Source organism: Xylella fastidiosa (genome assembly GCF_011801475.1).
Taxonomy (GTDB): Bacteria; Pseudomonadota; Gammaproteobacteria; order Xanthomonadales; family Xanthomonadaceae; genus Xylella; species Xylella fastidiosa.
The window spans coordinates 1,180,347-1,194,867 of the sequence record NZ_CP044352.1 but is presented as its reverse complement, the minus strand read 5'-3'; the positions used below and the strand labels follow the sequence as shown (position 1 = coordinate 1,194,867).

The window sequence follows — 14,521 nt, the reverse complement described above, 5'->3', positions numbered from 1 at the left end:
CAAAATATGAAGTATCACTGAATATAAACGAAGCCAAAAATAAATCGCATCATCTAACCCATTGCAACAACGGTCACATCCACCGCGATGGTTAAATTTATTTTCCTCAACCCATCCACAAACCAAAAAAAGAGCCACATTATGTGGCTCTAAAATTAAGTATTAATAATAACCCTGTTAAAAACGGCCGCCCAAACTCAACGTCCCACTCCAGGTCCTATCACCCAGTGCCCTCCTGCTGACATCGAACGTCGCCCCCAAAAACATGGTTGGACTTAGGCGATACTCCACACCGCTGCTTATTGTCCCTATCACGCGCTTCATAACCATTTGATGTACAAAGCCACCAATATAATCAGCATGCCCGCCATATACTGGATCATCTCCATAAAGCCTCCTATCAATTTCAAGACCTGCAATCCATTTCAAACGTGCTGTTAGCGGCACCGCAACATCCGCACCAACATACGCAGAAGTACGCCGATTATTGATCGCACTATAGCTGACAGGGAACGCTGCATTCTGCTCGCTGTATGCAGTACGCAAGACACTGCTATGACGCACTCCCAGATGCCACCCCAATAAAACACTTTGATCGGCATTGAAACGTTGCCCTGCTTCCAGCGAGGCATCCCGACCTTTCATACGACTGCGACCGGATCCTGCCTCTGTATTTGTTAACAACGGACGTTGCACAACCACGCTGTACTGATTGAAAGCCACGGCTGGACGCACATACCATTCACCTCCCCTAAAGGGAGCATTCCATTGTGCATAAAACCCTGCACCCAGATTGTGATTGTTCTTGAAATAACTGTCCTGCAATGAGCGGGACAGTGAACGGTCCAGCGAGAAACCTGCAGACAACGTTTCAAACATGGCATAACCGAATCTGAAACCAACGACACTGTCCCGATTGCTTCCTGTAGAGACGAGCCCAGTACGCACAGACCAGCAGACCTGGCTGTCATCAATCTCACATCCTTGCTGTAGAAGGATGAGTCCTTGGCGCTGCAAATCCATAACTGAAAATGTCTCTGCGGCCAACACCGATAAGGCACCTATGGTATTGACAGTATCTACCTTGACCACGCTAGGTTGGGATTGGGGCTGAGATTCAGAGTGAGATTGCGTTGGATAAATGATCTTCCAGACAGTGGCATGGTCTTTTCCTGAATCTACTTCAGAATACCCTGCTGCAACTGTTCCATCTGCAGAGAGTGCAGTAGCAATGGAATATCCCGAGTTATCACTTTTTAATGTTCCCAGATCGATTTTCGTTTGCCAGTGATCCCCCAACCAAACAGTGGCACGCCCTATAGAGGAATCAGATTCAGCAAACCCTGTAGCGATTTTCCCATCAGCGGAAAGTGCATAAACCAAAGAATTCCCTGAATTATCACTTTTCAATGTTCCAAGCTGAGTTTTCGTTGTCCATTGATCACCAGACCAGATGGCCCCATAAAAAACACTGCCATTTTCCATAGAAAAATAACCACCTGCCACTTTCCCATCAGTAGAAAGTGCTCTCACCTCAGCCCCTTCGGATTCATTATTATTCAATGTTCCCAAATCAGTTTTTATTCCAAAACCATCGCCTGACCAAATAAATGCATGCGTAAAATTTTGGATATCATTTCTACTTTTCCCTTCTAAAATACCCCTTGTAGTGTTCTTTGAACTAATATACCCCCCAGCAACCTTTCCATCCGTGGATAAAGCCTTCACCTCAGCATCATAATATTCTTTTGGTACATCAAGCTGTTTTATATCTTTCCAATGACTTCCAGACCAGATAATGGGAACAAGATGAGTAGAGAAACCGTACCCACCAATAGTTTTTCCATCCCCAGATAATGCATTAACCACTCCGGATTCTAAAATCCCCAATTCAAGCTTGACTTCATTCTCCCATGAGTCAGCAGACCAAATGACTGGAATAAAAGTAGCTGAATCATCATTGGCTAGAAACTTTCCATTAGATGCCTTCTTTTCCAAATTGGCACTCGAAATAGATTCATGAATTCTGATGTATTGATAACCACCGGCAATTGATCCATCAGCAGACAATGCTTTCACTTTACTACGCGCAAAAGATGCTCCAATATTAATTGTATCCTTGAGATTATTCCATGACCAAATAGTTGCAATATATTCATTACCATCAGGAGTAACAAATCCACCAGCCACCCTACCATCCTTTGAGAGAGCATTAACATATGAATATTGAGAACCATCATTTGTCAACGTTCCCAAATCATATTTGTTTGATACTGATGGCACGCTCCCATTCGCATATACAACACTGCCCCCATACATAGAAAATACGATAACTACAGTCAAAAATTTTCTTTTTTGAAATTTTAATTTCATAACAAATAATCCATGAATTCTTAAAGATTATCAATCACCTAATAAATTTTATTAATACCTCAACGCATAATTAGAGTAACAACCCAAGTAGTCTCATATTTTTTAATGCCTTTATCACTTACACTTTAAATAATTTTATACATCACAGGCTAAATAGCGTCTGTAGAAAAATAACGAATACCACAGATTCATACGGCGTGATCAATAAGACGAGCAAGCACTCTTATTACCGACCCCCTCTTTAAAAAATCCACACGCAATCTCAAACGGACATCAACATTTAAATTTTCTTCATTTCCCCATAAAAAACAAACAGCCATTGGCTAGAGACTGCATACAGGACATATCATCGCACTATTGGACACATCACACACTGGCAAGCACCATTCAACGTATCCAAGCACTCCCCTAATCGCAGAGCCTATGTCCTGCATCACCAAATAATAAACACAACACATGTACTTACCATCTTCCCCTTATTGCGTCCTTGCTGACATCTAGTGTAATCATTCCAAGCTCATGTCACTGGGAAATATCCAAAATCAAAATCATTCCCGGTACACTGCTTTAACTTACCTGATAAGAATCGCATACAACTCCCGGACAATAGCAACCAACATAACGGCTACCGATAGACCTGCTACCAATACGAAATCCCCGACCAGATTCAACCAGCCCAACTAACTCCAACTCGACACGCATGAGAGCATCTCAGAAATGATCGTATCAATAGATGTCGGAAGCCAATCTTATTCAGATACGAGGATATTCAAGCAACCCAATAAAAATGCGACGCCCATTGTGGAGCGTCGCCAAAATCGCTAATCGTAAGTTTTTTAGCACACACAGCGTACTGTGAAATTTTAATTGAACACTAGGATGGTTGACACCATCTACGCGACATTTCTTATATTGGCGTGATATTCGATGCTTGGGGACCCTTCGGGCCCTGCGTCACGTCATAAGTAACTCTCTGGCCTTCATGCAAACTACGGAAGCCTTTTGAGTTAATCCCCGAATAGTGAACAAATACCTCGGGAGTCCCATCATCCGGTAAAATAAATCCGAATCCCTTTTGGTCACTAAACCACTTAACTGTACCGCTCTGCATGGTGATGCGAGACCTTTTCAAATTGAAATGAGTAATGTACGTCCCCTAGCGCACAGACTGAGTATGCAAAGCTTGTGTCCAAATGACAATCACTCTCGCGCAACTTTACTAATTAGTTCCGGAAGACAGCTGAAGGCTGTCGCAACATTGGACAAAATTTCTCCCATTGTGATCTCAGCGCCATCACCACAACCCGCCGCCCAGTTGGAGACAATCCCCAAACAAGCATATTCCAGCCCCTTCTCACGCGCCAACGCAGCCTCAGGCATACCCGTCATACCAACTAAGTCACACCCATCGCGGCGTAACCGATCAATCTCAGCAATCGTTTCCAAACGTGGTCCCTGAGTCACACCATAGCAACCATACTCGACCAAACTTACATCCACATCACGTGCTGCACGCAACAAACAACCACGCAGCAACGGAGAATAAGGATGACCAAAATCCACATGGAGCACCTCACTCCCCACTTCCTCGCAGAACGTGGAGACACGCCCCCATGTATAGTCAATCAGCTGATCAGGACAAACCAACGTACGTGGGCCAAACGCCTCATTGATTCCACCGACAGTATTGAGCGCCAGCACACGACTGACACCAAGCTGCTGCAAAGCGGCAATATTGGCGCGATAATTAATTTTGTGTGGTGGCAACGCATGCTCCTCACCATGACGGGCAAAGAAAGCCACACGCTGGCCAAACAACATACCAACACGGATTGGACCAGAAGGGCGGCCATACAACGTCTCAACCTCATACACCTGTACATCGTCGAACTGAGACAACGTATAAACACCAGTACCACCAATCACCGCCAGAGCAATCGTTTGCATACTATTGCCTCATCGCATAAATTGCCGGGATACCGCGCAGCTGCCCCGCTATGTCCATTCCAAAACCAAACACATAGCGATCCGGAACCTCCACGCCATAATAATCTGCCCTCATATTGGGTATACAACGATCATGACATTTAATCATCAGCACCACTAGCGACACATCGGTAGCCCCCCCGCTTTAGGCACCACTGACGTATCTCAGACAAGGTATGACCCTCGTCGAGAATATCGTCAACCAGAATCACACGACGACCAGACATGGCACTGACCGGATAATGCCTCCACACCAATGCACCGCCAGTCTGCTCACCACGGTAACGCGTCGCATGTAAGGAATCCAACTCTATGTCCTGACCACGCTGGCCCAGCTCCAATGCTAATTGACCCGCAAACGGCAACCCACCATGCATGATGGTGACAAACAACGGCACATCCCCCTGATAGTCCCTGGCGATGTCATCGGCGATATGCGCAATAGCCACATCAATACTGGGACGGTCTACCAATAAATCAGCCCGAGCAAGTATCTGAGAAATAGTGAAGTTAGACATCAAGTGGATGTTCCGAATCGTTCAAATAAATGGGATTGAATGGAACCATAACGAACATCGGCCAGTAGCCCATCCCAACCAAGCACACCGCGACCGATCAAACCAATAAGAGCAGCCGTATTGGAACGACGGCCAGCAACAGCAGACAGCGCATCGTTCACCAATTCCGGATGACACACCAGAACCACATCACAACCAGCATCAAGATGCGCGTGCACACAGCCAACAACACCACCAACGCCACGCACAGCAGCCATACCGATGTCATCAGAAAAAACCACCCCCCGAAACCCCATGCGCCCACGTAAAATAACCTCGATCCAATGCGCAGAAAAACCTGCCGGTTCAGGCGCGACATTTGGATAAACTACATGTGCCATCATCACTGCATCCGCACCGGCAGCAATGCCTGCCGCAAACGGCACCAAATCCTCAGACTCAAGCGTTTCCAACGCACGCACATCCACTGCAAGATCAACGTGCGTATCCTCCAGAACACTACCATGCCCAGGAAAATGCTTAAGCGTCACTGGCATACCAGCAGCATGCATCCCCTGCACATAAGCCTTGGCAAACGCCGCCACCACGTGCGGATCATCACTGAAAGCACGATCGCCAATCGCACGATTGCCACGCCCAAGATCGACCACCGGAGCAAAACTTAAATCCACACCACTGGCTCGAACTTCACTGGCCATCAACCAAGCATGCTCGAACGCCAACTCCAATGCCGCCTCCGGATCGCGTACATACAATGCACCAATCCCCTGTAATGGTGGTAACGCACTATAGCCCTCATGGAAGCGCTGCACACGCCCACCCTCCTGATCAACCGCCAACAACAGCGGCCGCGGTGCAGCTTCACGCAGCGCAGCCGATAATTCGACAATTTGCGCACGTGAAGCAAAATTACGCTTAAACAACACAACACCGGCCACCGCATCGTCCTGCAACCAATCCACCTCCTGAGCACTGAGCGTCGTACCCGCCACACCAATCAGTAACATTGCAAAAACCTCCGGCTCACAACACCACAGAGACACAAACACGACATAGCAACAAAGATAACGGCGCGCACATCAGACACCATGCGCAATAGTTCCCACCAACCTGATTACTACCTCACACTACAAATAACACACCGCTTAACAAACAACTCACCACGACAACAAGCAATACGGGCGCACACAACAAAAGATTCAGACTGATGCACCCCAACAAACAAACGGATGCGAAGCCAGAGCCAGACTGTAGTAACGTGCGTCATCAGTCACCTCGACACCAAGCCAATCCGGCAACACAAAACCCTCATGTGCACTGTCCAACTCAATCTCAGCCACAACCAAACCAGCGTTATCACCTAAAAACTCATCCACCTCCCACACGTGACCCGCATAACACACCAAATGACGGCGCTTATCAATCAATCCCCCCACACACAACGCAAGCAAATCACGCGCATCACTCAAAGGAATTGCATATTCGAACTCCTGCCGAGTATGACCGAATGCCACCGATTTAAGATTGAGATACGCCGCATCCTCTTGAATACGCACCCGCACCGACGCCTTTTGCGTCCCCTTTCCCAATACTTTTTGGTCATTGATATACCCTTGAGTCATCGGAATCACCCTATGCGCAGCAGCACGCCAACCTTCCCCAACAACCAGGAATTTACGTTCTATTTCGATAGCCATAATTTTATAAAATTCAGAAAAAGTCAGAGCGAATCAGACCGTGCAACACTCTTCGGATCACTCAGCAACGATCAAATACAGCAATACTCTCCACATGCGCAGTATGCGGAAACATGTCCATCGCCCCAACCGCACGCAACACAAAGCCCTGTTCATTGACAAGGAAATCAGCATCACGCGCCAGAGATCCAGGATGACAACTGACATAAACGATGCGTTCGAACATCTTTAACGGCAACTGCTTGAGTACCTCAATCGCTCCGGAACGCGGCGGATCCAACAGCAACTTATCAAAGCCCTGACGCATCCACGGCGCATCGCGTTGATCACGGGTCAAATCAGCAACAAAAAATTCAGCATTCCCCAAACCATTACGCCGTGCATTCTCCCTGGCCCGCTCCACCAGCCCAATATCACCCTCCACTCCAACCACCTCACCCACAGTACGCGCCAACGGCAACGTGAAGTTACCCAAACCACAAAACAGATCGAGCACACGCTCCCCAAATCCAGCACCGAGCAGATCCAAAGCATGCGCAATCATCTTCTCATTCAGCCCACCATTGATCTGAATGAAATCCAGCGGACGGAACACAAACTCCACATCCCAAGGCTTCAAGCGAAATGCCAACAACACCTCATCAGGCCACAACAAACGCACACTCTCCACCCCACCCGACTGCAAAAAAATTGCAATACCATGCTCCTTGCCAAACTCAATCAGCGCCAAACGATCCGCCTCACTCAACGGCTGCAAATGACGCACCGTTAATGCCACAACAGCATCACCGGCAATAAACTCAATCTGCGGTACGTCACACCTACCGTCCAAACTGTCAAGCAACGTTGCCAAAAGCGCAATTTTTTCACCGACCTGCGGAACCACTGTATGACAGACCGACACATCGGCAACAAAACGCGGATCATGCTCACGGAAACCAACCAGCGTCCTCCCCTTTTTCTCAACCCAACGTACAGAAAAACGCCCCTTACGCCGATACCCCCAGCTCTCCGCGGCCAACGCCGGCAACACACGCTCCGGACTGACACAACCAATACGTTCCAAACTTTCCAACAACACCCGTTGCTTCGACACAACCTGCGCATCTTCAGCCAAATGCTGCAATACACAACCAGAACAGACACCAAAATGCGAGCAACGCGGTATCACCCGTTGCGGCGATGCCTGCAACACCTCAACGACACGTGCCTCATCAAAATGACGATTACGCGCAACTGGCTCAACAATCACCACCTCACCTGGAAGCGCGCCAGTGACGAAAGTCACCTTACCTCCCTCGCCATGAGGTCGTGCAACCCCACGCCCATCATGACTGAGATCAATAATCTGCGTTTGAAATGACGTACGATCGAAACGATTTTGGCGAGCCACAAAAGAAACACTGCAAATAAGATTCGAAACATTGTCGCAGATTGCGTTCCATACTGAACCCAGCCCACCATCCACATATCCATCCAAACAAAAAATAAAGAACAACTGTTGTACAAATAAATAAACAAGAGCAGAATTCTAAGAGAGTTTTGAACATACATATTGTGAGTAATGACGCTGACACGGAAGCAGCCCGATGACCGAATCTCCACATCACCTGCACCCACGGCTATTACTGGTAGAAGACGACCCGATCAGCCGCAGATTCTTACAAACCTCACTACAAACATTGCCAGCTCACGTTGATTGGGCCGATTCAAGTACTTCAGCACTCACACTCAGTCGCCACCACCACCACCACCTATGGCTGATCGATCTCAACCTCCCGGATGGCGGCGGTACAGAACTACTCTCATCATTACGCCATCTACACCCAAACACACCGGCGCTGGCACATACTGCTGAAGCCAATCTCCAACTCCCCCATGACACAGACTTTCTCGCCGTCCTGCCCAAACCGTTATCGAGCAAACGTCTACTGGAAGCCGTGCGCCACGCACTTTCAAACGCCCCTGTGGAAAACGACCCATACCCATCCATTTCCACATATTCAGACCAAAACTGGGACGAAGCGGCTGGATTAGCCGCACTGAATGGACAACACAACCATCTGGACGCAATGCGCAAACTCTTCCTGGCAGAACTGCCAAACAACTGCACTGCAATCGAGACTGCACTACACCACAACGATGCACAAACACTCTGCGCACACCTACACCGCCTACAAGCCAGCTGCGGCTTTGTTGGAGCATCGCGACTGAGCAATGCAACACGCCGACTAAAAGAAAACCCAAACTCACAACAAGCCCGTGCCCACTTCCACGAAGCCATCAAAGACCTGCTGCACTAAAAAAACCATAACCTCGCCCCCCGCGATCACCAGCGATTATCTCCTCACTGAATATCGCCTGGGTCTTTGATAGTAAAAAAAAAACTATTATTTCCATCAGTACACACAGAGTATCAGCACCAGAAATGTAACAAAACAGGACAAAAACATCCTGAAAATGCATACATCAATACTGATAAATAAAAAATCAGAAAACACGAAAATTAATCCCCTTCCCTTCGCCGCAATAAACACACACCGAAAAAACGAAGCAGATCCCAACTGTAGCGTTTTAATAAACGTCTTGGCTCCAACAACAATCGGTACAACCATTCACCACGTACACGACGTACCCATAAAGGCGCACGCCGCACATTACCAGACATAAAATCAAACAACGCACCAACACCAAAAACCAATGGCGTACGCAACTGCACATCATGATCAAGAATCCAACGCTCCTGCACAGGATTACCCAAAGCAACCAACAACACATCGGCACCGCTGGCATTAATTGACTCAACTAAATCCTCACCAGTCGCAACGAACTGCGCATACCCATCACAAGTACCGACCACTAATTGCCCCAACTGACACAACATCTGCGCCGCCATATCGGCAACACCAGGCTTGGCACCAAGCAAGAAAAAGCGCAACGGACGTGGAGCGTGCTGACATAGATACGGGATCAAATCAGTACCATTCAGATTACTAACAAAACGACGACCATGAATGAACAGCGCAGCCAAATCCATACCTATCCCATCGTTGAGGATACAAACCCGCTCAGAATACATCCGCCCCCGGAGCGACTGGCATTGCACGATAAAATTTGTATTAGCAAAAAATACCCGCTGCTGTCTTTCTTCAATCAAACTACGGTACAGCGAAGCAACAAAGGCAGACGGCGTGGTTGATAACACCGGAAACCCACCAAGCATCAGAGTATCAATCGTTTCAATGAAGGGTTGATCGGAAGAAATGCCAGAGATCGTCACAACAAAGTCTCCAAAAGCCCATACCCCAGTACGGGAAAATCATCAACAGTAAAGATGACTCCACACGTTTAAACACACCTCACACCTTCTATAGAGACACCAAAGTTATGCATCAACTTTCGCTCCTTCACCACCAATAATGAAAAATAAAGCTACGGATACAGATACGCTCACACCGCAGGTAATATCTTGGTTCCCTCATAGGCAGTAGGATCCAAAACACGAGCAACAACCTCTTCCCAACTCAAATATTGACGAGACTGCTGATGCGGCGCTTGCAACGCACGCTTGATCGCAGCCACCAACTCAATAGCATTCCCTGGAGTATAACCAAAGCGTGTCGGATAAGAGCCGACCACCGCATGCGGACACACCGCCGGTAACCCGAAAAAGTCGTACTGCAACAGTTTCATCGAACTATCGGCTAAATATTCTGGAACCTGCTGTGACACATACGGCGCAATACCGAAAGATGCATGCCTAATATAACGAATAGTTTCAACGTACTTCATCTCACCGTAAACCACGACATTATCAGGATAATCAGGATGTCGCCCCATCCCTGAACCAATTACATGAAAAGTAATATGTGGAAACTCCTTCCCTGCAACCACAAAAAATAACGGATCAAACAACATCGAACCAACCGATACGGCATGGATCCCACCCTCATATGGCGATGGACCACCAAGCTCACTCAAATTTTGAAGAACCCCATGGCCGATATAAAACACATTGCCATGACTAGGAATTTCTTTAGCCATCGCAGGAGAAACAACAGCGATCACATCCAAACTTGGAGCAACCCGCTGAAATTCACGCTCGATATAAGATGCTACATTAATCGCACTGAGACTGTCTGAAGCATTATAAATAAGACGGGCAGATGGATTAATACGCTTCGCCATATCAATGAACGCAACTGCAGTACCACTCTCGAACAAAATGATGTCTGCTTCGCGTATCCACTGCAATAAAATCTCCGGTGGATGCTGCACATACCAGCGAAAGAGCATATCCTCAATACCACGCAACCATGATCTACGTGTATTAAACGGATGTACCAACGTACGCCATAGATAACAATGCACACCATTATACTCAACCACATGATTAGCATACTCATCCAACGGGACACGCAAATCTTTTTTTAGCCTGGACAACAAACTGTAACGTAATGAGAAAAAACGAGTATCACCACGCTTAGCCAATTCATCCGTAATGAAATGAATACTGGCACGACGTGGTGTACGATAATCATGCGCTGACAAAACAAGATAATTGGGACGCACTCCAACGGACATCGTAGAAACATTTGCATCGTGGCTTAATACCGCACTTGTAGAAGCATTCATAAGCTCGCTCGTTATTCACTGAATTAACGTATTCCATTAATTTTCAAAAAAATCCTAAGAACCGATGAATTAAGATCCCTTCCTCACTCTCCTCATGATCCTTAGAAGAAAAGAAGATACAGCTGAAGAAGACATACCGATCTTAATGATAGACAGCACATCACGACGAAATGCTGGCCATAACAAGGATAACACTGCAAAAACTACCAACATTGCCAAAGCACCAACTATCAATTGCTTCCAAAGATTCGACTCGTCACACCACTGCGAAGCATACATAGAAGCAAATGCACACACCCCGTAACCTACGATCGCACGCATCCCATTAAAAAATATTTCCCAACCAGGAACAGGTGTAATACGTGCCGCCCAAATAATCGACAATGGCCATATCAAAGCCAAACTAATGCTGTAACCAATAGCCACACCAAATACACCCCAATAAGCACCAATGCACACACACAACACCAAAAACACATGACTGACAATAGAAAATAAAAGATGATCGCGTATCAAACCGCGTGCTAAAAATAGCCAATAACTTGCATAACTAGCACTCTGCGTCATACCAGCCAATGTCAAAATTTGAAATAACAACACCGCAGAACGCCACTTTTCACCAAGGACCAATACAATTAATGGAGTTGCCTGCGCACAAGCAAATGCAAACAACGGAACAATCACATGCAACATCATCGTTTGCCCACGCAATAAGAAGCTATCGAAACGAGCACGATCATCTTGCAACTGAGAAAGCACCGGCAACGCCACTGAACTTGCCGGCGCAATCACCTGATTCAATGGCATCATCAACAACTGGAATGCACGGTTATATAAACCAAGTACATTAGGACCAAGCCGATAACCGATAATCACTTGACCAACACTGCGATTGGCATAGCTTAGCAATTGCGCAACCATCAGATTCCAACCAAAACTGAGAAAACTCCCCATCGGCACACCACGGCGATAACCACCTGGCAGCCAACGCGCACAGACCATTGCAATTACAAGATTCGCCACAGCTTGCACCACCTGCTGCAACACCAACGCCCAAACGCCCCATCCGACTAGCGCCACACCAACACCAACTAAAAGACCTAACACCTGCGCACCAATATCACTCAATGCAAGCTGACCGAAACGCATCTCACGGCTAAGATTGGCGCGATACTGAGTTGCCATCCCATTAAGTAAAAAATTAATCGCCAATACCTGCGTAATCGTCACTAATGCAGGCTCACGATAAAAATCAGCAATTACCTGTGCCGCAACGAATACCACCAAAGACAGTGCCAATCCAATCGCACTATTAATCCAGAATAGATTATCGCGCTGCGCGTTTGTAATCTGCTTTGCCTGGATCGCCGCCGAAGAAAGGCCAAAATCACGAAGAATATCAGCAACACCCACAATCGCAGTGACCATCGCCATCAGACCATAATCATGCGGATTCAACAACCGCGCCAATAGCACGATAATGGAAAATTGGATAACTACCCTCGCCCCCTGCCCAAGCATCGTCACCACGGCACCGCCAACCGCACGTGAAGCCAAACTACGCTCGGACACCGTAGATACAGTCACCACACCGTCACTCATATCATCACCTTATCCTTGTGCCACAGCACCTGAACTAAACACGACATTGGCAACATCCATTTAATGTAACTGAGGCATAGAATCCACAATGCCCCAAGCAGATAGTGCAACAACACATTAATCCGCCTGGATTGACTATCGCTATTTCCAAGACTCTTACAGAAACTCACAATCAAAAAATTAGTAACGACACATACATCAATCATCCGATTTAGCTGCATACTCAACAGACCGCGATACCTGCGAAATATTTTATACATTAATAAATCATGCACCTGTGAAAAAAATTTATTCGCCACCAATAGTGCTCCACTGAAAAAAACCTATTCAATCGCTTCGACATACTGGAAACAACACAAAACAAAAAGACACCATTCACCTCAGAAATTCCTGCTCACCACTTAATCCAAGGGCTCTACAATACTCATCCTGATAACAACCAATGACATAACGCCAGTGATAACGATCACTGAAAGCCATCGCTTGAGATCGCCAGTCGATAAAATGAGTATCTACCTGTAATGCCAATCCCTGTACAGCAACTGCAGCCTGCTGTGGTTGTAATGGATCGACCAAAACACCTAAACCGGACTCACGATGTAGACGCGCAAATGGTGGAATATCACTCAAGACAGGAATCAATCCAGCACTCATCGCCTCAACTGCAGCGATACCAAAACCCTCATGCCGCGACAGTGAAATAAAAAACTGTGCTTGCTCCATTAAAAAGCGCAACTGCGACTGTGACGGACTACAATGAAAATCCACCTGCTCAGATAACCCAAGCCTATCCACCTCATACACCAACGCAGCCTGATCATAATCATATTCACGCCCAGCAATAATTAATCGCCAACGCGGATCTAACACATACAATACAGCCAGTAATTGCAACGTCTCCAACAATCCCTTATTCATCGACCAGCGCCCGAAATACAAAAGAGTGCGTCCAGCTTCAGAAGCACCACACCTTGCATACTTCTCCACATCTACGCCATTTTCAATGACTCGCAATCGACTCGGCGCCACGATCTTTGAAAACAACGCACCATCACTCTCACTACTCGCAATAATCCGTGCATAAGCCAACGCTGATAACCTAGTCAACGTATTGAACCAAAGTAATTTAAGTCTTGATGCATAATCCGTATGGAAGAAACCACCGTGCGTTGAAACGACCATTGGCTTTCCATGTAACACTCGAGTCAATGCCAGGAAGTCATAAAAAAAATCAATACCGTGTACATGAATCACATCGGCTTTATCCAACATACTCAACACTCCTGGTGCCAATGGATAACGCGAAGAACCACGATAACCAATGCGCTGGATCGACACACCCTGATACTTATCAGTACATGGAAGTAGAACATCAGACTGAGTAAATACTCGGTTCAACGTCACAACATCAACACCGATTCCAGCATGCAAATGCAGCTGCATCGCAATATTGAAGACCACATCCTCCATCCCACCAATTGACGGATGAAATTGACGAACAACATGCACCACTTTCATTAAACAGTGCTCCCATTCCATTCAAAATTACAAAGATTCGAATGATCCCCACTAAATGCAACAAGCCATAATTTTTTGATAAAAAAAGATTTAAAGCTCAAAAGATAAGAACATCATTTTCAATAACACAACAATATCCTTAGCCATAACGGATTAGACTTTGGCATGAAACTCCCTAGAACAAACCACCAA

At 46.6% G+C, this 14,521-nt stretch carries 11 protein-coding genes and 1 pseudogene; 1 reads left to right on the top strand and 11 read right to left on the bottom strand.

The window, feature by feature from the left end; translation table 11 throughout:
* Positions 1–177 precede the first annotated feature (177 nt).
* The 7 genes and pseudogenes from F7G16_RS05195 to rlmD form a co-directional block, all read right to left on the bottom strand.
* Entirely contained in the window at positions 178–2,373 is a 2,196-nt protein-coding gene (locus tag F7G16_RS05195; RefSeq protein WP_011098080.1) for an autotransporter domain-containing protein, read from the bottom strand.
* 907 nt (positions 2,374–3,280) lie between these two features.
* A complete protein-coding gene (csp1, locus tag F7G16_RS05190) occupies positions 3,281–3,484 on the bottom strand; it encodes a temperature-independent cold-shock protein Csp1 (RefSeq protein ID WP_004085832.1) in 204 nt (67 codons plus the stop codon).
* An 89-nt stretch (positions 3,485–3,573) separates the two neighbouring features.
* On the bottom strand, positions 3,574–4,320 hold the full coding sequence (locus tag F7G16_RS05185) for an S-methyl-5'-thioinosine phosphorylase (RefSeq protein WP_004091032.1): 747 nt from the start codon (positions 4,318–4,320) through the stop codon (positions 3,574–3,576).
* 1 nt (position 4,321) lies between these two features.
* Positions 4,322–4,877, bottom strand: a pseudogene (locus F7G16_RS05180) (hypoxanthine-guanine phosphoribosyltransferase).
* Positions 4,877–5,884, bottom strand: a complete 1,008-nt coding sequence (gene nagZ, locus F7G16_RS05175) for a beta-N-acetylhexosaminidase (RefSeq protein ID WP_004091030.1) — start codon at positions 5,882–5,884, stop codon at positions 4,877–4,879. Before nagZ ends, F7G16_RS05180 begins: the two are co-directional and overlap by 1 nt.
* Before the next feature lie 192 nt (positions 5,885–6,076).
* Complete coding sequence (locus F7G16_RS05170; protein ID WP_004085823.1) at positions 6,077–6,574, bottom strand: CYTH domain-containing protein; 498 nt, start codon at positions 6,572–6,574, stop codon at positions 6,077–6,079.
* A gap of 61 nt (positions 6,575–6,635) precedes the next feature.
* Positions 6,636–7,967 (bottom strand): 23S rRNA (uracil(1939)-C(5))-methyltransferase RlmD, encoded by a 1,332-nt coding sequence (gene rlmD, locus F7G16_RS05165; RefSeq protein WP_011098083.1) that lies wholly within the window; start codon positions 7,965–7,967, stop codon positions 6,636–6,638.
* Positions 7,968–8,163: 196 nt separating this feature from the next.
* On the opposite strand from rlmD, the gene F7G16_RS05160 reads away from it, so the two are divergent.
* On the top strand, positions 8,164–8,877 hold the full coding sequence (locus F7G16_RS05160) for an Hpt domain-containing response regulator (protein ID WP_004091026.1): 714 nt from the start codon (positions 8,164–8,166) through the stop codon (positions 8,875–8,877).
* Positions 8,878–9,080: 203 nt separating this feature from the next.
* Here F7G16_RS05160 and F7G16_RS05155 read toward each other — a convergent pair whose 3' ends face one another.
* The 4 genes from F7G16_RS05155 to F7G16_RS05135 form a co-directional block, all read right to left on the bottom strand.
* Complete coding sequence (locus F7G16_RS05155; RefSeq protein ID WP_011098084.1) at positions 9,081–9,854, bottom strand: WecB/TagA/CpsF family glycosyltransferase; 774 nt, start codon at positions 9,852–9,854, stop codon at positions 9,081–9,083.
* A 170-nt stretch (positions 9,855–10,024) separates the two neighbouring features.
* Positions 10,025–11,158 (bottom strand): GumK N-terminal domain-containing glycosyltransferase, encoded by a 1,134-nt coding sequence (locus F7G16_RS05150; RefSeq protein WP_011098085.1) that lies wholly within the window; start codon positions 11,156–11,158, stop codon positions 10,025–10,027.
* 120 nt (positions 11,159–11,278) lie between these two features.
* On the bottom strand, positions 11,279–12,811 hold the full coding sequence (locus F7G16_RS05145; RefSeq protein ID WP_004091019.1) for a lipopolysaccharide biosynthesis protein: 1,533 nt from the start codon (positions 12,809–12,811) through the stop codon (positions 11,279–11,281).
* A gap of 375 nt (positions 12,812–13,186) precedes the next feature.
* A complete protein-coding gene (locus F7G16_RS05135) occupies positions 13,187–14,329 on the bottom strand; it encodes a glycosyltransferase family 4 protein (protein ID WP_004091017.1) in 1,143 nt (380 codons plus the stop codon).
* Positions 14,330–14,521 lie beyond the last annotated feature (192 nt).

Bases quoted from the DNA above. Each gene is read 5' to 3' on its own strand.
- F7G16_RS05170 (WP_004085823.1), bottom strand. From the start codon at position 6,574: ATGGCTATCGAAATAGAACGTAAATTCCTGGTTGTTGGGGAAGGTTGG.
- F7G16_RS05185 (WP_004091032.1), bottom strand. From the start codon at position 4,320: ATGCAAACGATTGCTCTGGCGGTGATTGGTGGTACTGGTGTTTATACG.
- F7G16_RS05135 (WP_004091017.1), bottom strand. From the start codon at position 14,329: ATGAAAGTGGTGCATGTTGTTCGTCAATTTCATCCGTCAATTGGTGGG.
- nagZ (WP_004091030.1), bottom strand. From the start codon at position 5,884: ATGTTACTGATTGGTGTGGCGGGTACGACGCTCAGTGCTCAGGAGGTG.
- F7G16_RS05150 (WP_011098085.1), bottom strand. From the start codon at position 11,158: ATGTCCGTTGGAGTGCGTCCCAATTATCTTGTTTTGTCAGCGCATGAT.
- F7G16_RS05145 (WP_004091019.1), bottom strand. From the start codon at position 12,811: ATGAGTGACGGTGTGGTGACTGTATCTACGGTGTCCGAGCGTAGTTTG.
- F7G16_RS05195 (WP_011098080.1), bottom strand. From the start codon at position 2,373: ATGAAATTAAAATTTCAAAAAAGAAAATTTTTGACTGTAGTTATCGTA.
- csp1 (WP_004085832.1), bottom strand. From the start codon at position 3,484: ATGCAGAGCGGTACAGTTAAGTGGTTTAGTGACCAAAAGGGATTCGGA.
- F7G16_RS05160 (WP_004091026.1), top strand. From the start codon at position 8,164: ATGACCGAATCTCCACATCACCTGCACCCACGGCTATTACTGGTAGAA.